Source organism: Parabacteroides sp. An277 (genome assembly GCF_002159645.1).
GTDB lineage: Bacteria > Bacteroidota > Bacteroidia > Bacteroidales > Tannerellaceae > Parabacteroides.
Genome location: NZ_NFJB01000016.1, coordinates 63,805 through 84,912, shown reverse-complemented (window position 1 = coordinate 84,912; position 21,108 = coordinate 63,805). Strand labels below are relative to the sequence as shown.

At 44.3% G+C, this 21,108-nt stretch carries 20 protein-coding genes and 4 pseudogenes; 12 read left to right on the top strand and 12 right to left on the bottom strand.

Annotated elements, in window-relative coordinates; translation table 11 throughout:
- Nucleotides 1-284 precede the first annotated feature (284 nt).
- Nucleotides 285-899: a recombinase family protein gene (locus B5F77_RS08260; protein ID WP_008781633.1), complete on the bottom strand. Its 615-nt coding sequence runs from the start codon at nt 897-899 to the stop codon at nt 285-287.
- Between the two features lie 238 nt (nt 900-1,137).
- Here B5F77_RS08260 and B5F77_RS08250 point away from each other — a divergent pair, with 238 nt between their 5' ends.
- From B5F77_RS08250 to B5F77_RS08220, 7 genes are all read left to right on the top strand, one after another.
- Nucleotides 1,138-2,178 (top strand): hypothetical protein, encoded by a 1,041-nt coding sequence (locus B5F77_RS08250; protein ID WP_087329709.1) that lies wholly within the window; start codon nt 1,138-1,140, stop codon nt 2,176-2,178.
- Between the two features lie 18 nt (nt 2,179-2,196).
- Nucleotides 2,197-2,643: a hypothetical protein gene (locus B5F77_RS08245; RefSeq protein ID WP_005815981.1), complete on the top strand. Its 447-nt coding sequence runs from the start codon at nt 2,197-2,199 to the stop codon at nt 2,641-2,643.
- 13 nt (nt 2,644-2,656) lie between these two features.
- Nucleotides 2,657-3,058 carry a hypothetical protein gene (locus B5F77_RS08240; RefSeq protein ID WP_032529415.1) on the top strand — a complete coding sequence of 134 codons (402 nt, stop codon included), beginning with the start codon at nt 2,657-2,659 and terminating at the stop codon, nt 3,056-3,058.
- Nucleotides 3,059-3,132: 74 nt separating this feature from the next.
- Nucleotides 3,133-3,627, top strand: a complete 495-nt coding sequence (locus B5F77_RS08235; protein ID WP_225678910.1) for a hypothetical protein — start codon at nt 3,133-3,135, stop codon at nt 3,625-3,627.
- Between the two features lies 1 nt (nt 3,628).
- A complete protein-coding gene (locus B5F77_RS08230; protein WP_005807210.1) occupies nt 3,629-4,474 on the top strand; it encodes a hypothetical protein in 846 nt (281 codons plus the stop codon).
- 219 nt (nt 4,475-4,693) lie between these two features.
- On the top strand, nt 4,694-6,151 hold the full coding sequence (gene mobV / locus B5F77_RS08225) for a MobV family relaxase (RefSeq protein WP_087329707.1): 1,458 nt from the start codon (nt 4,694-4,696) through the stop codon (nt 6,149-6,151).
- Nucleotides 6,152-6,203: 52 nt separating this feature from the next.
- On the top strand, nt 6,204-7,628 hold the full coding sequence (locus B5F77_RS08220) for an OmpA family protein (RefSeq protein WP_087329705.1): 1,425 nt from the start codon (nt 6,204-6,206) through the stop codon (nt 7,626-7,628).
- 93 nt (nt 7,629-7,721) lie between these two features.
- On the opposite strand, the gene B5F77_RS08215 is transcribed toward B5F77_RS08220, so the two are convergent.
- Complete coding sequence (locus tag B5F77_RS08215; RefSeq protein ID WP_005807207.1) at nt 7,722-7,895, bottom strand: histone H1; 174 nt, start codon at nt 7,893-7,895, stop codon at nt 7,722-7,724.
- Between the two features lie 425 nt (nt 7,896-8,320).
- Between B5F77_RS08215 and B5F77_RS08205 the strand changes: the two genes are divergently transcribed.
- Nucleotides 8,321-8,902 carry a hypothetical protein gene (locus B5F77_RS08205; protein ID WP_005807206.1) on the top strand — a complete coding sequence of 194 codons (582 nt, stop codon included), beginning with the start codon at nt 8,321-8,323 and terminating at the stop codon, nt 8,900-8,902.
- A gap of 58 nt (nt 8,903-8,960) precedes the next feature.
- On the opposite strand, the pseudogene B5F77_RS08200 reads toward B5F77_RS08205, so the two are convergent.
- From B5F77_RS08200 to mef(A), 6 genes and pseudogenes are all read right to left on the bottom strand, one after another.
- Nucleotides 8,961-9,248 (bottom strand): annotated as a pseudogene (locus tag B5F77_RS08200) (hypothetical protein); the annotation flags it as partial.
- Entirely contained in the window at nt 9,248-11,173 is a 1,926-nt protein-coding gene (tet(Q), locus tag B5F77_RS08195) for a tetracycline resistance ribosomal protection protein Tet(Q) (RefSeq protein ID WP_004291466.1), read from the bottom strand. The pseudogene B5F77_RS08200 and the gene tet(Q), both read right to left, overlap by 1 nt.
- 197 nt (nt 11,174-11,370) lie before the next feature.
- Nucleotides 11,371-11,601, bottom strand: a pseudogene (locus B5F77_RS08190) (methyltransferase domain-containing protein); the annotation flags it as partial.
- Nucleotides 11,582-11,791, bottom strand: a pseudogene (locus tag B5F77_RS08185) (nucleotidyltransferase domain-containing protein); the annotation flags it as partial. The pseudogenes B5F77_RS08185 and B5F77_RS08190, both read right to left, overlap by 20 nt.
- Nucleotides 11,792-12,021: 230 nt before the next feature.
- A pseudogene (locus tag B5F77_RS08180) lies at nt 12,022-12,615 on the bottom strand (aminoglycoside adenylyltransferase domain-containing protein); the annotation flags it as partial.
- A 35-nt stretch (nt 12,616-12,650) separates the two neighbouring features.
- Nucleotides 12,651-13,868, bottom strand: coding sequence for a macrolide efflux MFS transporter Mef(A) (gene mef(A), locus B5F77_RS08175; protein WP_074560477.1), 1,218 nt, complete (start codon nt 13,866-13,868; stop codon nt 12,651-12,653).
- A gap of 127 nt (nt 13,869-13,995) precedes the next feature.
- Here mef(A) and B5F77_RS08170 point away from each other — a divergent pair, with 127 nt between their 5' ends.
- The 4 genes from B5F77_RS08170 (at nt 13,996) to B5F77_RS08150 (ending at nt 16,942) form a co-directional block, all read left to right on the top strand.
- A complete protein-coding gene (locus B5F77_RS08170) occupies nt 13,996-15,297 on the top strand; it encodes an IS1380-like element IS612 family transposase (RefSeq protein ID WP_140392842.1) in 1,302 nt (433 codons plus the stop codon).
- Nucleotides 15,298-15,841: 544 nt separating this feature from the next.
- Nucleotides 15,842-16,327, top strand: coding sequence for a hypothetical protein (locus B5F77_RS08160; protein ID WP_005807200.1), 486 nt, complete (start codon nt 15,842-15,844; stop codon nt 16,325-16,327).
- A gap of 85 nt (nt 16,328-16,412) precedes the next feature.
- A complete protein-coding gene (locus B5F77_RS15980) occupies nt 16,413-16,607 on the top strand; it encodes a hypothetical protein (RefSeq protein WP_008781618.1) in 195 nt (64 codons plus the stop codon).
- A 44-nt stretch (nt 16,608-16,651) separates the two neighbouring features.
- Nucleotides 16,652-16,942 (top strand): hypothetical protein, encoded by a 291-nt coding sequence (locus tag B5F77_RS08150; protein WP_005807198.1) that lies wholly within the window; start codon nt 16,652-16,654, stop codon nt 16,940-16,942.
- Nucleotides 16,943-16,982: 40 nt separating this feature from the next.
- On the opposite strand, the gene B5F77_RS08145 is transcribed toward B5F77_RS08150, so the two are convergent.
- From B5F77_RS08145 to B5F77_RS08130, 4 genes are all read right to left on the bottom strand, one after another.
- On the bottom strand, nt 16,983-18,671 hold the full coding sequence (locus tag B5F77_RS08145) for a zincin-like metallopeptidase domain-containing protein (RefSeq protein WP_071148965.1): 1,689 nt from the start codon (nt 18,669-18,671) through the stop codon (nt 16,983-16,985).
- A 5-nt stretch (nt 18,672-18,676) separates the two neighbouring features.
- Nucleotides 18,677-19,288, bottom strand: a complete 612-nt coding sequence (locus B5F77_RS08140; protein WP_071148964.1) for a hypothetical protein — start codon at nt 19,286-19,288, stop codon at nt 18,677-18,679.
- Between the two features lie 79 nt (nt 19,289-19,367).
- The gene (locus tag B5F77_RS08135) at nt 19,368-19,559 is read right to left on the bottom strand and encodes a hypothetical protein (RefSeq protein WP_005815998.1); all 192 of its coding nucleotides are present in this window, start codon (nt 19,557-19,559) and stop codon (nt 19,368-19,370) included.
- On the bottom strand, nt 19,556-21,106 hold the full coding sequence (locus B5F77_RS08130; RefSeq protein ID WP_071148963.1) for a glucosaminidase domain-containing protein: 1,551 nt from the start codon (nt 21,104-21,106) through the stop codon (nt 19,556-19,558). Before B5F77_RS08130 ends, B5F77_RS08135 begins: the two co-directional genes overlap by 4 nt.
- Nucleotides 21,107-21,108: the final 2 nt, after the last annotated feature.

Genomic DNA, 21,108 nt, shown 5'->3' with positions numbered 1-21,108 from the left:
TTAGGACCATATCCAGTTTTCATACTTTTTTACTGTTCCCATGCGTGAACAGTTGGCTGCAATGATTATTTATCATGACGGAAGCTGCTTTTGCTGAATCCGCCGAATATGCCCTTCACGATTTTGCAAAAGACATAAAGTACCAATACTACGACTATAATTTCTCCCATATCCTTTTTTATATTTAGCGTTACAAATTTCCAATAAGGGTCAGAGGCTTCCCTAAATATACTTAAACTGACAGGCAAATCCGTCACTAATATGGTATCGGTTGCCTTGACTTCCTATTTCCGATTTCCAGGTACGCGGCCAGGTTTCCTGCTGAGTGCCACATTGTACTTGCCTAAAATTTGGTACACAGTACTTTTGCTCTTGACATTGCAATGCGCCATGATTTCATTGACTGAATACCCGTTGTTGTACATGTCCACAGCTATTTTATCCCGCTCGGTCTTGCTCAACATTTTGCTCGTCTTCACCGGTACACTGATACTCTGTTGCAGGCGTATCACCCGGTCAGATGACTTGCGTAATACAGCCACTTCTTCCGGAAGAGATCCGAACATGGTCAGCACCTCCGCCGCCGTCGTGTCCGGAAACAATTCACCACGGGAGTCAATCTTGTCATGGATGGAAATAATGCGGACCACTTTGATCCGGCATAACTCTATCAATGCGGCCAACTCCCTCAAACCGCGCACGGCGTTACTGAATTTCGAGACAACCAGTTCGTCCCCTCTCTCAAGATTTGTCATGAGCTGTTTCCAGCGAGGTCTGAGCGTCTCGTGCTGGACTGATTCCTCTATCACTTGTACACAACCGTACTGGCACATCCATTCCTTGTCCGCATCATATTCATCATACGAATTTGCCTTAAATATATAACCAACTTTTGCCATGTCAATATCCAATACAAATGATAACAAGTGCAAATATACAAGTTTTATTTGAGTGGCCAAATCAAACCATTATAAAAATCGAACTATTTATTTTTTCGTCCTTTTTCCTTTCACTTGTTTTCATTGATAATCATACTATTAAGTACGATATTGAAAAATGCACAAAATACAGTTCCAATGGTGTTAAGTATAGAAAATTATATATAGTTTTGCGTGAAATAGTACGAAAACATATAGTATGAAAATTCAAAAAACGAACCTTAAAGCATCAAGTTTTTTACACATGATAGCTGCCGCTTCAATCACGGTATGCATGTTCACATCATGTAATGGCGGATTGACTGAACAGTCCGAAAGCGATCCTGCCGGTACATACAGAAATTATCTGCTCGAAGTAAGGAAGATGAAATCTGTTTCATTTGAAGAGCTGTCAGAAAACCTTTGCCAATGGCAAGCCATAAGAGATTCCGTTTTTAACCATGTCCGGCAGGACACGGTTGGGATCCATGGTCAAGACCTTCGTAAGACATGCGAAGGCATACATGATTCCCTACGCCTGGAGTTCTCGCGTCTGGCTTTGTCAAGGCCACGTTCCTATCAGGAGTTATTCCTATTGAAAAGAAAACTTTCATCTAATGACAAAGACAATGGATTAATCCGGACCGTGGAAAAGATCCGTCCATTCTTTGAGTCATTAGATAAACGCCCAATCCATAAGGGAGACAGGAAGCAAATCATTTCGGATTATCGTACTTTGCTGGCCAACACTCTCCGAAATGGCATACACGGGACAGATGACATGACAGAGTTCATCGGAAAAGAGGATGCTATTTTTCGGGCGTTCTTGCCATATCTGTGCAGCATTGGTGATGAAGACATTTCCGATATAACGCGTGATACGGAAAGATGCTGTTTGCAGATTTTGTTTGCCGCCGAACGTAAAGAGATACCTCACCAGGATGCCCTCGTTTACCTGGCCATGCGAACCAATCGCAGACTGATACTTAATACCGGAACCTGCATCAATGACATTCATAATCAAAAGGTCCAAACAAAAGCACAAGCCTACGCATATATCTGGATGCTTATGCGCCCATACGTTTCTATGGACAGTTTCCACCTGTCGATGCTTTCTTCCAAAGACCAGGAACAGCTTGAACGGTTTGCCGTACAGACTCCGGCCATATTTGAGACTTTGTGCCGAATCTTGAACTCGGGAGACAACCGCCTGGATGAATTACCCGGAATGCTTATGGAGATTTACATTCACACGCTATAAACATAAAATCAAATGAATATGCTACGACACTTTCTGAAAGACTTTATGACGTTTGTCCCCCTTCAGTTGCCACAGCTGCTCGATGTAACCACTATGGAGGAGCCGCAGTTTTACGGGGACTATGTCCTGCTGACTTTTCCATTGCATGATCCTTATGACCTGGAAGAAGTGATGGATATGCTGGAGGATGATATGGAACTGATTGTGCTTTATCATCACATTCCTATGCAAGACGAACCGTTCGGCCATAGTACATGCGCTTACTCCAATCCATCTTTCGGCCAAATGTTCAAGGTGAACGCAAAGACTGATTCCGATGGCAAGGTCCATACCGTCCTTGTAACCATATATGATTCACTTGAACAAATGTACGGGGATCTCTGCCTTGACTTGCAACTCCATTCTAAAAGCGGAAAGCTGAAATACCAGAAGAACAAGGAGGACATACTTATTGACTTTTTATAAAAACAACAACATCCTGAGAAATACATTATACAGGCAGATGGTCTATTGGATCAATGCCCACCGAACATGGATAGAGGTCGCAGACGACAACCTCTATAAAGAACATATCATCTCAAGAAGTGACAGGACGGACTACCTTGTCTCCCGAACTTTGGTCCTGCGGGCGTTCAAGACAAACGGAACACACCTCGAAGGTACCACATGGGCCATCCCTGAACATGAACTGAACAAAGCTTTGGCTATCTATCGCAAACAGGACCGGTCATTCAAGCAGCGAATCAAAAAAGCTGCAATGAACCTCACGGCCGTGGATGCCGAAACCATTATCCGCTTGGCAACTTATGATATTGTCCACTTGGAACTCAGAGCAACACCTATACACGTACCCGAAAAACCATATTACTTATGTTACTGAAAATATTGCAACTCATCTTTTGCGTGACCCCTCTTGTACTGTCATTGATATTGTACAAAAAGCCATACCGGTTTATGGCAAAGTTTCACGCTTCCATGAAACAAAACATCAGAGCCCGCAAACTTTATACACGGGTGATTCTGTTCCTGCTACTGCTTTTCCACTATGTCTATGCAAGTGGACATGCTGGTGAATTCGGCATCCTGGTATCAACCGTTATCTGTGCCGCTATGTTCTCGTTCAAGCTGGCGGACAGGTGTCTGAGCCGTTTGCATGATTCCATGGGTCTGTTTGCCGGCATCAGTGCTATAACATTGGTCAGCTGCTTTGAACCGTATCTGTACACTACTACCGTAACTGCGTACTATATTCTTTTGGCAGCCCTGTTCTATCCCTCTGCTCCGGTCACAGCCGAATGCGATGATGAAGAAAAGGCTGAAGGAACGACAACGCATCCTGAAACGATATCCGAAAAGAAACACGATAATCATCACGCGATGGTGTCTTTGAAGCGGACAAAGGCAGCATTTCAGAAACTCCGCACTGTAATAATCATTAAAACAAAGTAAAATGGAAAATAGTCAAGAGAATACGACCTTTATATTGGCAGATGTCAAGGTGTTCGATTTCCTGAAGGAGAAAGCCGGAGACCGTAAAACGAAGACGGAAGCGTATTGGGACTTGCTGGACAGATCAATGGCAGGTTTTGTTTCTCCATTTGTAAGAAAAGTGGAGCGAAAACTTCTTCCCAACCAATGTCATGTGACAATCTCCGATCTTGCGGAATTCTGGCATTGGCATCGTGCCACTGTCCGAACCTTTCTGGATGCTCTGGAATCTTTCGGGCTACTTGAACGCACAAAACTTAATAAAAGCGTCATTATCACCATGACCGTGCAGTCTGGAAAAAATGCAATAGCCGGAACTGAACAGGAAGAGCCGGACTTTGCCACACGAATCGGCAGTATATTGTCCGAATGGGTCATCGGCAAGAAGACATCGGAGGATGCCGGTCATTCATGTGGTCAGGCTCTTTGCCAGGCATTAGCCGCCATTGCCGGTAAAGATAATTCTCAGGCTTCCGGCAATGGCACCGATACGGTATCGGCAGAAGTCGTCAGACAGGAAGAAAAACTAAGGGAAACAATATTAGAGTGTATTGCCAATGCCGCTCTCCAGCGTGTGTTGCGTAAGTCAAGATTCGATAACAGTTCACAACTGTCGCAGTTCTTCACCCTTGACCTCGGCGGTGAATGGGGCGCGTTTATCGAGACCGCCAAAGAGCTTGCGGAGCTTGTATTTAATCCCGAAACATCCGGCGCAGGTGTTGATATGGACAGGAACAAAGAACTCCTTAAATCGTTCCGTATTCCCTTTTTATCGCTTGCGGCAAAAGCCCAGACATTGTCGGACTGAACCGGGAAACGAAAATGAATTGTATAACCAGGAACAATCCATCCCTATCTCAGTCCTGACATCCTTCCAGTTTTATGAGGCAAGTGGGCTTGCCCACATGCCACGAAACAGAGGGAGTGGGTAGCCTAATACCCCTGCCGACTAACGTCGCAGGGAGGCATGTCCGAACAAGCAGCAAGCTGGGACATGATGGATTGTACAAAACAAAACGGAAACAATATGGCAAATGCAAAACAGGTACTTGACGTACATGTATCCAAAGGGATAACAATGGCTCAGAGTAATGAACATATGCGCAATTGGACAGAGAAAGGTTGGAAAAGGGCAACTGACCTTGGTAATTATGACCCGACACGTGAACACCTGAATTTTGAAGTCGTATCAGGAGGTAAGATCCGTCCTATCGACAAAGGCCGGAGCATTCCTGAGCGAATGGCTGAACTGTTGCATAAACGAGGCATAAAGGATCCCAATGAAGGTTTGGAAGAACCGAGATTCCGTACAGTCGTAAATATCATTTTTGGGGGCTCTCGCACACGGATGCAGGAACTCGCATTTGGCAAGCAGGAAGTCGATTTTGAAAAAGGTGCGGACAATAGACACATAAAAAGGAAGAGTGAGATTGAACGTTGGGCAAAGGATGTCTATTCATTTGTCTGCGGCAGATATGGTGAACAGAATATTGCCGCATTCATTGTACATCTGGATGAGTTGAATCCACATGTGCATTGTACTTTGCTGCCAATCAAAGATGGGAAGTTTGCGTACAAGGAGATATTTGCCGGTAAGGACAAATATGAATTCAGCGAGCGCATGAAACAGCTTCATACGGACTTTTATGCAGAAGTCAATAGCAAATGGGGCATGTCCAGAGGCTCAAGTGTTTCCGAAACGGGAAAGAAGCATCGCAGTACAGAAGAATACCGTCGTATGCTGTCAGAGGAATGCTCTACAATAGAAGAGAATATCAGCCGCCATCAGCAAGTCCTTTCCTCTCTCCATTCGGACATCCGGATGGCAGAGCGCAGGGTCAAGGGCTTGACTTCAATGGTGGAAAACTTGAAAAAGGAGCAGGCCGAAAAAGAAGCCCAATTGTCGGCACTCAAAAATGATATGGAAGCCCGGAAAGGTGATGCACAGACTTTATCTGCCGAGAAAGAAAAGCTCGAAAATGAGCTGGCCGCTATCCAGAATAAATTGGCAGACAAACAGGAGAAGCTACAGACCGCTGACCGACAACTTTCCGAGCTCAAGGAAAATATGGATGCCATTCAGGAGCGGACAGAAGAACTGAAGGAAGAAGCATACAAATACTCGCGTGATGTACATTCCAAAGTGGACAGTCTGCTCAAGGATGCCATGTTGGAGAATATGGTCAATGAGTGGCGGGAAATGTCGGCGCAGATGAAGCCTTCCGAACGGCAACAGTTCGATGACACGCTCCTGTGTTCCGTGGCGGAACGGGGGACGGAAGTCATGCGCTGTGCGACAATGCTGTTTCTTGGAATGGTCGATGATGCCACAACATTTGCCGAAACACATGGCGGCGGAGGTGGCGGAAATGACCTCAAGTGGGGACGTGATGAAGACGAGGACAACCGTGCCTGGGCTCTCCGGTGCATGAAGATGGCAAGTCGCATGATGCGTCCTTCCAGTGGCAAAAAAGCCAAACGATAAATGGCAGAAATGTATTACAATCAAAGTTATAACAAATAAAAATCATTTGAATATGACAAAACAAATCATTCTTATCTTTGCCGTTCTCTGCTCCGTGCAGGTACAGGCAAATTCACGATATACAGAAAGAGATACTGTACAACATGAGTTCTTCCATGATGCCACAGAACTGTTCCAACCCCTCCAGCCGGTCTATCTTGACGGTGTGGTAGTGCCAAGGACCGGGAGTGGCAATTGGTTTGTCAGTGTCACCGGAGGGGCAACCGCTTTTCTCGGAACGCCTCTTGGCTGCGAAGATCTGTTCGGACGTGTGAAACCCTCGTACAACCTTGCCGTCGGAAAATGGTTTACTCCTGCCGTTGGCGCCCGCATACATTACAGCGGTTTGCAATTCAAAGATGCCGGGTTATCCACGAAAAATTACCATAGCGTCCATGCAGACCTGCTATGGAACCTGCTTGGTTATCGGTATTCCGGACAGGAGCAGACACGCTGGGGACTTGCCCCATTTGTCGGAGTCGGACTGATACACAATTCCTCCGACAAGACTTCTCCTTTCGCCTTCTCATACGGTATTCAGGGACAATATCGGATTTCAAAACGGGTAAGTGCAGTACTGGAGTTCTCGGGGACAACAACCTCACAAAAATTTGATGGCTATGGCCGAACAAACCGCCTGGGTGATCATATGGTATCACTGACAGCCGGATTCACCTTCCATCTCGGGAAAATAGGTTGGAAACGAGCTGCTGATGTCACGCATTACATCCACAGGAATGAACAGCTCATCGATTATTCCCGTGCCTTGTCCGAGAAGAACAGCCGCTATGCCGGACAACATGACCGCGACAAACGAACGCTTGCTGAACTGAAGAAGATTCTGGAAATCGAAGGTCTGCTTGATACCTACGGGCACTTGCTGGAAGATGAGAAGAATGGACAACAAGGATATCCTGTAAACAATTATAGTGGGTTGAACTCATTGCGTGCAAGACTGAAACACAGACATTGGGACGGAATATCCCCTCTCGATACGGCATTCATTCATAACAACAATAACAACAAGGACAAACAGAATCCGGATTCCCTGGTATCGAATAAATTCATAACGGCTGAAGGGCACAATCCCATGGTTGTGAATCATGTCTCGGATAGCTGTATCGGAGCTCCTGTATATTTCTTTTTCACTCTTAACACGGCCCGCCTGACAGATGTTTCACAGAAACTCAATCTGGATGAATTGGCAAGGGTCGCAAAGAAATATGACTTGCATGTAAGAGTTACTGGGGCTGCGGACAGTTCTACAGGGACATCCGGCATCAATGATTCATTGAGCCAGTCAAGAGCGGACTTTATCGTTTCGGAACTGAAGCAGCGCGGCATTCCTGCAGAAAGGATCATAAAAATCAGCAGAGGTGGAATTGCCGACTATCTGCCGACCGAAGCCAACAGACACACGAAAGTTGAACTGTTTTAGCCATAGAGAATCTATTATTAACCAAAAGCCTCTCCGCTGTGAAGCGCAGAGGCTTTTTACTTGATACCTGGTATGTACGTATTCCGAAAGGAATCATTTGGAGGCTTCCAGTGATTCTTTTCGGAACTGTTTCAGAAGCTTTTCAAGTTCAAGTGACGCTTTACGGGCACGCATTCCTGCTGCCTTATTGCCTTTTTCAATCTGAAGTTTGGCATTCTCTGAAAACTGAGCGAACAATTCGCTGATCTGAGCAAATGAATTTTCCATATTACAATACATTTATATAATACAATACGTTGGCAAAGATATTGAAATATATCATTCTTTTGTCAGAACGCGTTCTGTTATATCATGAATAGCATGATAATGCCATTTTTATACCCATTTCTATATTCAATAAATTGATATTCTCTCTCATCACCGGCTTTCCTTGCCGGAGAGATTTCATATGCAAAGGTACAGCGACGGACGGTCGCCAAGTACCGCTGTGCTAACGGCTCCCGGATCTTCACGGCAGCCTTCCACAAATCGAAGATTTGGGTATTCCGCTTTATCCTGTCACTGTTTACTTGTCTTGTTCGTCCTATGCTCGCTGTCTGTCCTGCATAAAAATCATTCCCCTACAAGAAGCCGGAAGAGCTTCGATAAGAGGGAAAACAAAAACAATGTTCAACAATTAAATTATTACGATTATGCCGAATTGGTGCAGTACTGCGTATGTGATAGATGGCGACGCAAAAGAAGTGAAGCAACTGTATGAGTTGATGAAAGGACTGGAAGAACGTAAGACACCTTCAGTAGAAAACGGATTTGGGACTACTTGGCTGGGATGTCTCGTGGATGCTTTGGGTAAGGATTGGAACGATGTACGTTGCCGTGGCTCTTGGAACGGACTTGAAATGGACGGTGATGTATTGAAGTTTTCCACAGAAACAGCGTGGGCCCCATGCAGTGAGACATTTGACCTTGTGAGGGAAGCGTTCCCCAATCTTCGCTATTACTTTCAGGCGGAAGAGCCAGGCATGGAAGTATATGAAACAAACGATGAATTTGGTACATATTTCAGTGACAGGTTCTTCTTGGACGCATGTTCCCCAGAGGAAGAGTATCTCAGTGAATATTTCGAGACCCAAGAAGATGCGTTCGCTTGGCTTGAAGAAAAATGCGGAGAGCCGATAAAGTCAGCAGAGGATGTCAAGGCACTTGACGAACGCTGGCAAAGCAAGAGCGAAGATGCCTTCTGCTACCTGCATGAATTTCAAATAGTAAACTAATTCAATCCGACATCAGCAAATGATTCCCGAGCATTATTTGTTCGGGAGTCTTTTCTATCTTAAAACCGCACAATATGCTGTCCATCACCATACGTTGGGAGTGGTAGTTCTCCAAATCATTGGCATCCCATTCCAATATGGTTTCCCCAAGCAGAGAAAACTCTATCATTTGAACATATGCAGAATGTAACTGAAGGCGGAACCTATCTATCTGTCGGTTTTCTTCTTCAAGTCCTTCCAGTTTCTGCCATTCATAGAAACTGGTATATGCGATACATCCGACAAGAATGGAGATAAGTATATATCCCAACCGTATTGCCTTATAGAAATTTCCTGACCGCTCCATTATTTTAATGACATTGATTTTTGGAACATGAATAAAAGTTTATCTTTTTCGTTCATGCGGATATTATCAGAATAACCGTCTTTTGTTATTTGATACCCACATGGCTTAACCATAAAAATGCCTAAGCCCTTAGTGTACGAACTTACTTCTGAGGCATAGTCTTTACTTGTATTTAATGGAACTTTCCCTTTAATATGACACCACTCATTATTACAACTGATGTCTTCAATCTCAGACATCAGTTTTTGCAAATCTGTAATAGCTTTGGAACTCGCTACTTGGGGTATCTGCAACTCAAAACAGAGCATCGGTTCGAGAATGTCCACACCTGACTGTTGCAAAGCCAGCCTGAAGACATAAGGGGTCAGCTGTCTGAAATCAGCAGGTGTACTTACCGGGCTATAATACTCGGCTTGAGTAAAAGTTACTTTCAGATCTGTCACTTCCCATCCATGTAAACCAGATTGGCAAGACATACGAATCCCTTCAAAAACGGCATTTTGAAAAGAATGGTTCAGATAACCATAGGAGATGTCACTTTCGATTTGCAACCCTGCCCCTAACGGTAAGGGTTCAAGAGTCAGCCCTATTGTGGCCCAGTAAGGGTTGGGTGGTACTTCGATCTGAATAATCTTATTGACCTTTTTTATAGGTCGTTCTTTGTAGATAGTCTTGATCTCATCAAAATGGACCTTTACGGAAAATCGTTCTTCCAGCAATGTCTGTATGATTTCCTTTTGGGTCAAACCATATAACGAGATTTCCAATTCATCACTATATGAGTTTATGGAAAAGGACAAAGACGGGTCTTCAATCCACAATGTATTCAGAGCGGATATCACCTTGCTTCTCTCTTCGGGCTTATTTGGCCGGACGGAGGATTTGAGAGCGGGATGCTGATGAGATAATCCTTGAATCAAACAAGGTTTAGCACCTAAATAATCTCCGATTCGAAAATCTTCTATATCTTCTACAATCGCGATATCATTGGCACCCACTTCATCAACATTTATCTCTCTGCCCTGATAAATAGTCTTTAGATTTTTAATCTTGATGAATTTTTCCGAATCGTTGATTCTTACAACGTCTCGAAGTCTCAGACTTCCGTCAATTATTTTAAGAAAACTTCTTTTATGCCCTTTGGGGTCATGCTCTATCTTATAGAGATAAGCTGAAAGTCTGTTTGAGACTGATGCCGGAGGAAGTATAAAAGAAGAAATGGCGTCCAACAACTCATTGATACCGATATTGAACATTGCTGATCCATGTAGCACCGGATAGACTTTGGCTTTTGCCACAAGAGCGATTATCGTATTCCAATAATCAGCCGGTGAAATTTCGCTATCCGCCAAATATCGTTCTAATATATCGTCGTCATGGTTGCATACAAATTCTTTGTATTCTTCCTTTATATATGTTTGGGAGCAAACCGGATAAACCGATCCATCGACAACAGTTTGCATAAACAGGACATCTTGCGACAGATTTGTTTTTATATCCATATACAAACGCTCCAAATTCACACCGGCACGGTCAATCTTATTGATAAATATAATTGTCGGGATTTGCAGCTTTTGTAAAGTACTGAACAGCAACTTTGTCTGCGCTTGTATGCCTTCCTTTGCGGATAAGATGAGGACTGCTCCATCAAGCATTTTGAATGTCCGCTCCACTTCCGCAATAAAATCCATGTGTCCCGGAGTGTCAATGATATTGCATTTCACTCCATTCCAGATAATAGATGTCGTAGAAGCCCGGACAGTAATTCCTCTACGTTTCTCTATATCCATAGAGTCCGTTATGGTGTCACCATTATCCACACGGCCGCACTTTTCCGTTGCTCCACTGGCAAACAGCAGATTCTCGGTTACGGAAGTTTTTCCTGCATCAATGTGAGCAAGAATTCCTAAATTTATAATATTCATTTGGATTAAGCAATAATATACTACAGTAGATGCATTGTCGAAACGCACCTTTTAATACCTCCTCGTAGCATATGAGAACTACAGGATTACTAACTCGTATTAATATGTATATTATTACTGCCGCATAACGATTACAAAATTACACAAAAAAATATATCTAACAAAAGTGGGAGGATTTTTTAACTTTTTACCATAGACATTTTATGAGAAATATCAACACCTACAACAGAAGAAGCACCGTGTTCCATCGCATAAATACAGTGCCATCCATAGCCGCATCCTAAATCAAGCACACGCTTATCTTTAAAATCCGGCAGCAGCTTTCTCAATGTTTCCCATTCTCCTGCACCGGCTAGTCCCTGCTGTGAGCGACTCATTTGACTGTATTTTTGAAAAAATATATTATCATCATATTTGTTTTCTTTCATCTGAATTCTCCTCGTTTAAAAAGTTATTTATCTCCGTTGCAATTTTTTTCACTTCTTTATAAAGCTTCTCGGTCATATCGTAGCATTCAAAAAGTGAAAGACCGAGTACTTCAAAAATATGATTAACTCTTTCGGCATATTTTTCAGGTTTATATTCAAAAGTTTCAAGCAGTTTTATAGCTTTCTTTTCGCCCTTTATTTGCTTACCCTTGACATCAAAACTACGCACTCCACGTGGCTCGAGTTGATGGAATTGATGTCTTTGGCTAATTTTAGAGCCCGACGTATGCGGAAACATATCTATCAATTTTTTACTGTTTTTTGAGAAAACGAGGTATGAGGGAACATATCGAAGTAATAAACACCAATAATACGCATTAAAAACTAATCACTGTTGTATTTAAACTATTCGAAAAGGATTTAAATATTAAGGGAAGACTCTATAGATCTTTTCAAATAATTAACGAGTTCAATTATCTCAGTCTCCATTCCTTCCCACTTGTCATCATAATCTCCCAAATAAGCCTTTTTTGCTTTTTCAAGTAAAGTAGCATGCTCTTTGGCTAATTTAGGTATCGCCCATTCAGCAGCCTGATCTTTTGAGCAAATTCTACCGGAAGAGGATGTCAGCCACATTCTGGCTAAAGTTAAAATCACATTGCGTTCGTCACCTTCAATGCTAGCTATCAACCCGGGTAAGGATTCTTTAATCGCCCTTCGAATATCTGTCATTGGTACAGGCTCAATCACTTCTGTTGCCTCTGGTCCGAAAAGGTTAATACTATTTTCTCTTAATTGAGATAAAAGAATTGCTAAATCGGGATCATAAGTTGGCTCAGGAATTGCTCCCTTATCAAACTGCTCCCTTAGCCACTCACCATACATAAATTCATGTTTAGGAGGAAATTTCCAAGGGACAACATCCTTTTGATTTATGACCGTAACTTCAAGTGGTCTAATAGCATTTATGTTTCTATATAAGGCAAAGAGGATAATTTTTCTGTCACTGATTGAATAATATTATCTATCATACGAACACGCCCTTTATTTTATTTTGCATCTAATTTTCTAATCTCAGTTATCATTGGGCAAACTATTGCAATGCAAATAATTAAAATACCTGATAGTAAAAACCAATGATTTACATCGATTCTATCAGCAAAGAATCCAGAAAGAATTAACCCAATTGGCATAACAAGAGACATGATACTTCCAGTTAAAGAAAATACACGTCCTAAATATTCAGGCTTAATTTTCTCCTGAAAAAGAGCTGTTTGCACACCGCTGTAAAACGGAACCGAAAGCCCCATTATTGCACAGCAGACTACAAATATGAAAAATCCACTTTGAGGAAGTAATCCTGAAATGGTTAAGCTTATCCCCATCATAAAAATTGATGCCGTTATTAATAAGATTCGCTTTTGGTAATTCCCAAATAACCCTAATAATAGACCCCCTATCAACATACCAGAGGCATAAGCAATCTCCGTAATAGAAATATGCATCGGTGTACCATTAAAATATTCCATAGTGATTAAAGGATATAATGCATTTATGGGCATATAAACAAACATATATAATGTTCCAACGAGTAATAAAGCAAATAATCCTTTATTTTGCCGTAGTACAGCCATTCCTTCTTTCATTTCTCTTATGAAATTTGGTTTCAAACTTTGCACTTGATCACCTAGCTTAGGAATACGTACAATTGCTACCGTAATAGATGCAATCACAGCCCCCAATACATCGATGGCAATAATAGCATTTAGTTCCCAAACGGAGTATAAGAGTGCTGCAACCGCCGGACTAACAATATAGCTTATAGACTGCAAAGACTGACTATAGCCTGCACATTTCGTAAGCTGTTCTTCTGGTACTAAAAGTGGAGTAACCGCATTGAGAGCCGGGGTATGAAAAGCTGTTCCAATGCTACGGATGAACAATACTACCATAACCATCCAGATAGGTAACTCCATATACAATGCAACAATAGCTAGCACGGCCCCAGCTGCTGCGATAATTAAATCAGCACCAATCATTATCTTCTTCCTATCATGACGATCCACTAATACACCAATGGCTGGTCCAAAGACCGCATAGGGTAAAAAACCTACAAGTGAAGCCATAGACAAGACCATCGCAGATCCTGTTTTTTCTGTAAGGTAAAAAATAATCGCCATTTGCAGGATGGCACTAGTGATTAATGATACTGCCTGCCCTGCCCATATTGTATAAAACTTAAGTTTCCAATTGTTGTATTTTTCCATTTCCTTAATTCCGCAACACTATAATTTAACTTTATTTATAAGTTCCTGAGCAACAAAAAGTTGCCCAGGATTTTGCCATGTCAGAATTTTCACTTATCTTAGTGTTGCAATTAGAAAACAAGCGAAAATCGTAACAAGGCGCAGCAAAGTACAAATAAAATTCGAAAAACTCACACCTTTTGGAGGAATTTTTTCAATCATGGAGAAATTTGACTCCATGCTTTCACCCGTTATCGACTCAACACTGGGTCAGAGATGCAGCAGTATCTTCGGATATCAGTTCAGCGAGATAGTCCGTTCGCTGATGAGCGTTTATTTCTGTGGCGGCTCATGCGTGGAAGATGTAACGTCACAACTGATGCGCCATCTCTCGTATCATCCTACCCTTCGTACATGCAGCTCTGATACCATCCTCAGAGCCATCAAGGAACTGACACAGGAAAACATCTCCTATACTTCCGACCAAGGCAAGACCTATGATTTCAATACTGCAGACAAACTCAACACATTGCTTATAAACGCTTTGGTTTCTACAGGCGAGTTGAAGGAAATTGAGGAATACGATGTTGACTTTGACCATCAGTTCCTTGAAACGGAGAAGTATGATGCAAAACCGACCTACAAAAAGTTCCTCGGCTACAGGCCTGGCGTATATGTTATCGGTGACAAGATAGTCTATATCGAGAACAGCGATGGTAACACGAATGTGCGTTTTCATCAGGCAGACACCCATAAGAGATTCTTCGCTCTTCTGGAATCCCAGAACATCCGTGTAAATCGCTTCAGGGCAGACTGCGGTTCCTGCTCGAAGGAAATCGTCAGTGAGATAGAGAAGCATTGCAAACATTTCTACATCCGTGCCAACCGATGCAGTTCGCTCTACAATGACATCTTTGCTCTGAGAGGATGGAAGACGGAGGAGATTAACGGCATCCAGTTCGAACTCAATTCCATTCTCGTTGAGAAATGGGAAGGCAAGTGCTATCGTCTTGTCATCCAGAGACAAAGACGCAACAGTGGCGACCTTGACCTGTGGGAAGGCGAATACACTTACCGTTGTATTCTGACCAACGATTACAAGTCATCGACAAGGGACATTGTTGAATTCTACAATCTGCGTGGCGGCAAGGAACGTATCTTTGACGACATGAACAACGGATTCGGTTGGAGCAGGCTCCCCAAGTCATTCATGGCGGAGAATACTGTCTTTCTTCTGCTTACTGCATTGATACACAATTTCTACAAGACCATCATGAGCAGGCTTGACACCAAGGCTTTTGGGCTCAAGAAAACGAGTCGCATAAAGGCTTTTGTCTTCAGATTCATCTCCGTACCTGCCAAGTGGATCATGACTGCAAGGCAATACGTGCTGAATATCTACACAGAGAACCGAGCTTATGCAAAACCCTTCAAAACAGAATTCGGATAAGAATCCTTTCTTTCCGGTTTGAATCTGCGTATTACCTCAAGTCGCATCGTGGGGTAAGGGGATGGTGGCTACATATTGATGTTGTGCTGTTGCTTTTTACTGAAAGCTGCTACTAACGACTCATAAATCTACCCTTAATCGTGTATTTGATGATAGTTGCGGATTTTAGGTTCTATGCTTTTATAGACAGCCTGTTTTACAAAACTGCGCTGGAGGTGCATACCCTTTATATTCGGCCAGATTATTCCTCTTGTAAGAAATATATGATTTCCTACCTGCCGGCACTTTCTTGTCGGAGAGATTTTATATGCGAAGGTACAGCGACGGACGGTCGCCAAGTACCGCTATGCTAACGGTTCCCGGATATTCACGGCAGCCTTCCGCAAATCATAGATTTGGGTATTCCGCTTTATCCTGTCCACTGTTTACTTGTCTTGTTCGTCCTATGCTCGCTGTCTGTCCTGCATAAAAATCATTCCCTGACAAGAAGGCCGAAAGGCTTCAAGAAAAGGGAAATAAAAACAACAACTTAAAATTCAGAATTATGCACAGCAGAGTTTTTCAAATTTCAACAACGCAGATAGACAAGGAAAACTATCTGAACGAAGACACCCTCAATCAGGGCGACAACAGTTTTTACGATTATTGTGCCGACATCAGCGATGAAGAGCGCAAGGAAGAGATAACCAATTTAGTCAATTCCATCCTGCCGAAAGGAATGTTCGAACTTGTATCGGAAGACACGATACGTTATACAGGTGATGGCATGGAACAATGGAAAGAGAAGTATGTTGCAGAAATCCGGAAGAAAGCGGACGCCATTACTGTCGAAAATATGTTTGAGTGGAGTTCTACATATTACCTCAAGCAGGCAATAGATAATCCGCTGGATACCGGCTATCATTTTTATCTGAATGGAGACGGATGCCAGTCATTTGCCGAGCCATCCTTTGAGTTCATGCTGTTTGTCAGCTCTCTTGAACCCGGCACTTTGCTCTATGTCGGAGGCGTCATTGATTATCACTTCTGACGGTATATGTCGTATAGCCACCCGCTACCATGCGGGTGGTTTCACCCAACTCATTTAATGAAGTACAGCAATTGAAAGTATTACAATGAAGACAAAAACACTCCATAGTCAGGATGCAAAAAAAGTTGGCATCAGCAGTTTCCCCAATTTTCACAAGTCAGGAAGCATCAGTGGAATGAAAAAAACCTATTATGGACGGGACGCCCTGCTTGTGCGTTGTGGCAGTTATATTTACAATGTGTCAAGTGCCCCTGAAATATACTACAAAGTAGCACATTAGTATTTTAGTAAAGTAGTAAAATAGTAAATAAGTAAAATAGTAACATGAAGACTTGCAGAAAAGATTTTCAAGGCAGGAAAAGCACAACGGTTCTTAAATTGCTTTGCCGTAATATAGCTGCCGGACGTTTTAACTGGCGGAGATACTGTACGCCTCAGACTTATTTCGGTCAGGAGATTTGCGTTACACCATTGCACTGTTCCTATGGCCAAATCGGCTACACCGTGCATTTCCCTTACTCCAACATGCCGGAAGTGGAATATGATTGGGAAATGGGAAAATTGACAGTAGATGAAGAAAACTGGAAAGAATATTTCCGACATAGCGAACAATGACAAGGGGCTGGCATTCACACCAGCCCCAAATCCTTTTCATTCATCGTCGCATTCCACCGCTATATTCGGCCTCCTGCTGTTCCTCCCTGTATTCTTCCAGGTCGTTCAGTTGCTCATTCACGCCCTGGAGATTGGCATCCAGTGTCATGTTGTGGTCATAAGGGTAATGATGCTTCACGGTCATGCCCGCGTTGGTCATCGTCCCCACATCCAGCGAGTCACTGTCCCTGTTGTAATTGACATGCAGCACGTCGCCGTTCGGCATTTCGAAGACCGGCATCTTGTGCCGCGTCATTTCCGCAAACTGTTCTGCAGCCATCTCCCTCGCCAATGCCTTCACATCCTCGCTGGCCCTGTCAACTCCATATCTTCGGATATGGTCTCGAACTTCCTGTTCGGTGTATTTCAGCATCACGTCATAAGTTCCTCCTACACTACCGTTATACACGACAGCGAAATGCTGGTCTTCAATCAGCAGGTCATCGCCACGGTTCTGCAAAGGAGAGGCATAGGTGTACTGTTCATCCATTCCGTTCCCGTCGTAATACTCTTTCGCAAGAGTGAGCAGCCCGTTGTAGTCCCCTTTGTCTTTCAGTGCGTCAAGTCGGTTGGTATCGTCCGCCATTTGCAGATAGGCTACAGAAGCATAATATACCTTTTCCTTCGGGGTTTCCGTCCGTTCCTGATTTTCGGTCTTTTCCCTTTCTATATCCCTGGCTATCTGGTCTATTTTCTGCGTGATCATGGATGATGCCTTCTTCACGTCCATAAGTACGGTCTTAATGTACTGGGGTGACTCCTTCAGGTTATCCAGCCACGATTTCAGATACGGACAACTGTCCTCTTTTATATGTTTGGCCATTCCGTAGCGTTGGGAGATCAATGCACCGCACAATTCGGCCACAAGTTCTTCATCGCTATACTCCTTTGAACCGAAAGAGGTCGGTTGGAAACGGTTTAGCACACCTTCCGCACCAGTTGAATGTCCCATCTCATGGAACAGTGTTCCGTAAAATGCTTCCCCGTCCTTGAACTGCACCTTCTCCGGTACGGTGATTTCATTCTTGCTAATCGAGTAAAAGGCATCATCCTGATGTTTCACGTTGATGGGACATATCCATAGATTGTCGCGTATCATCCTATCCACCGGTTCGAAACTGAACATTTCACCTTCATGGACGAATGGACGGCCGTTTTCCTTTTCCAGCTTCTCCCACAGTTCAGGACGAGCCTCTTTCAGATTCGTCTGGGCGACGTTGAACACGCGGAATACCTGCATCTTGGGATACACGTTATACTCTTTCTTTTCGTCCTCGGACAAGTTTTTGTAATCGTCATACTTGATCTTCTCCTTGGTCTCCTTGTGGATGCAGGTAAATGTGGTCAGCATGACGGGAAACGATTTCTCGCCTTTCAGTACCGATACCCTCGGCAGTTCCTCGCCGTTCTTGCCCGGTTTGTTCAGTCTCTGCACGCAATCAAATGTGCAGAACCTCGGAATAGTGTATCCTTCCTTTTCGCAGTGCAGCATGAGCATAAGCGCATTCATACCGTTGTATTCGCGTCCGGACAGATTGCGTGGCCACTGAAGGCTGCCCTCGGTGAACCAGGGCTTCTTCCAGTCCTTGCTGATAGTCTCCAGCTTTTCAATCATCATTTCCGCAAAGAGGTCGAGAGCCTTGTCTTCGCTGTTCGGCCCGTCTGTATTTTGTCTCCTGTAGCCTGCCATAACCGTTACTGATTGGAGTTAGACGAATCTGCGACACATTGTGTAAGTTCCTCTACACGGCAGGATACATTAGGCTTACCGTTATGGACAGTCAGGCCCATCTCGCCCTTGGCATCGATCTTCACACCAGGCTGGAGCCATTCTTCACGCTGCCTGTTGAAGCAGAAGAAACGTACCCATTGGTACTCAAAGCCGTCAGCGACTTTCTCCGTGCTGAATGCCGAGAACATCGTGTAGGACTGGTCTTTCTTGTCCTTCTTTTCCTCGATGTTCTTTCCGACCTTTCCACAGAAAACCATCTCTCCTTTGAGAGTATTGGCCGCATCGGCAGCCACATCGCGGATCTCGTTTGCGAAAAGGTTGAAATAGGTCCTGTCGCCCCTGTGCTTCAGGTACATCGTACCGTCAATCTCGACACGTGAGCCTTTCCCGTAGCAGGAGGCTTCCTCCTGACCGCCATCTTTGCTCACATCGATCTCGACAGGCTTTTCCTGACCATCAGTTGCAGGAACCATTATCTGGAGAGGGAACGTAAAAAACGGTTTTCCCTCCTTGTTTGTGCGTGTAGTAGCATCGCGGTTGATAATACCGCATACAGTAACATTACATTTAATCATAACTCGTTTTGTTTTTAGAATGGTACATATCATCCGGCAAATGCTGGTTATATTGATGTTGAAGGTCTGAGAGCATATTCTAATCGGGCGCACGGATCATTGCCCAGACAAGCCATCCGGCAACGAGCAGCTGCACTCCCACGATAAGGAATGTTGCCGTCAAGCCAAACAGCTTGTAGCAGGACAGGACATACAAAGCCAGGTAGGATAATCCTGCCAGATACTTGCATAGCTGTATCATCACGCATTTTATCATATCGCCATGCTTCATCTTTTCAGATTTTCCGTTTGTCCTCGCTGCTCGGACATGCCCTGTTCGAAATTCTGTGAAGCCATTTCCGAAAGGATGGCAGTATTCAGCAATCCCGTCACGCGCATCCGCTTGGCTTCATCCGTAAGGGTACTGTTGTTCAGCACGGCCGACAGCCGGCTCAATTCTGCGGAACTCAACTCGCGCGATATATGCTGTTCGCCGTTATCCGCCTGAAGGACGGCTTTCCCGTTCTCTTTCATGGTCAGACTACAGCTTTTCATGTCAGGCAGCAGTGGTTTCAAGTCGATCTTTCCGCTATCCATGGCCCCCGAAACGGCGGCTTTCTGCTCTTCCTCGTTCTTGCTGTCAATCTGAACGGCCAGCACCATCAGTGAGGTAAAGGCCGTCATGGCCATCTCCATGACAGGGTCATTGCATCCGGACATGCCGACGCCACTGTCCTCCGAGGACAGCAGCTTTTTCATCCAGTCTTCGGTAGAAAGAGGTTTCTCGATTTTGGGTTCTTCTGTACTACGGTATTTCGCGAGCAGGTCATTGCCGTTGTACAGCACCTGCTGCTTGATATTGCCTTTCTGCGCAATCTCGGCCAGATATGCAGCCGGGTCGATGTCACGGCGCGTCCCGTCCGAATGGATGTTCACCACCCCGAAATGCAGGTGCTCTCCCGTGGTCCGTGTCCCCGTGTTGCCCGAGGTTCCAAGGCGTTGTCCTGCCTTGACACTGTCTCCCGCCTTGACTGCGATATCGCCAAGGTGCATATAGGTACACTGCACCTTGCTTCCATCCGGGCGGCTGTATTCGACGGTTACACTCTTGCCTCCGGCAGAGTTGGCATTGCCGTTTACCGAAACGACCTTTCCGCCGTTTTCCGTGGCCAGCACCGCATCGCCTTTGCATCGTATGTCAAGCCCCTTGTGCATCTGCTGCTTTTCTTTGTCCATCGGGTCCTGACGCATTCCGAAAGCAGAAGTGACAAAGAGGAATTCCTTGCGTTCCACCGGAAATGAATAGGCTTCTGCCTTTTCTTTCTCCTGGAGAGGATTGCTTTCCAGACCGAACTGCTTGCCCTGCGCGGCCATTTCCTGCATGACCTGATGGTCGTATTTGTCCAGGCCGTTCTGCTCGATGATCTTCTGCAGAGTCCCGGCATAGTTGCCCCCGGTCGCGTAACCGGCTTTGGCTATACCTTCCGTCCATCCCTTGTAGTCATCGGGACGGAGATTGAAACATTCCGCGTAGCGGCTGTTCTCCTTAAGGAACCTCGAATGGTGTTCATAGGAGTCTCCTACGTTATCATAGCTGCAGAATTTCTCGTTCGGCTTGTCATCCGAATACAGGCTGTACCGGCCGCCTTCCGCAATCCATGACTGTGTGGCCTTGATGCCGAAATGATTGTTTTCCTTGCGGGCCAGTTCACTCTGTCCGTTGGAACTCTCAAGGATCCCTTGTGCAAGTGTTACCGAAGCGGGGATGCCATACCGGCGCATCTGCTCCATGGCGTACTCTGCATACTTGTCTGCATATTCTTTATTTTTTCCTGCCATAT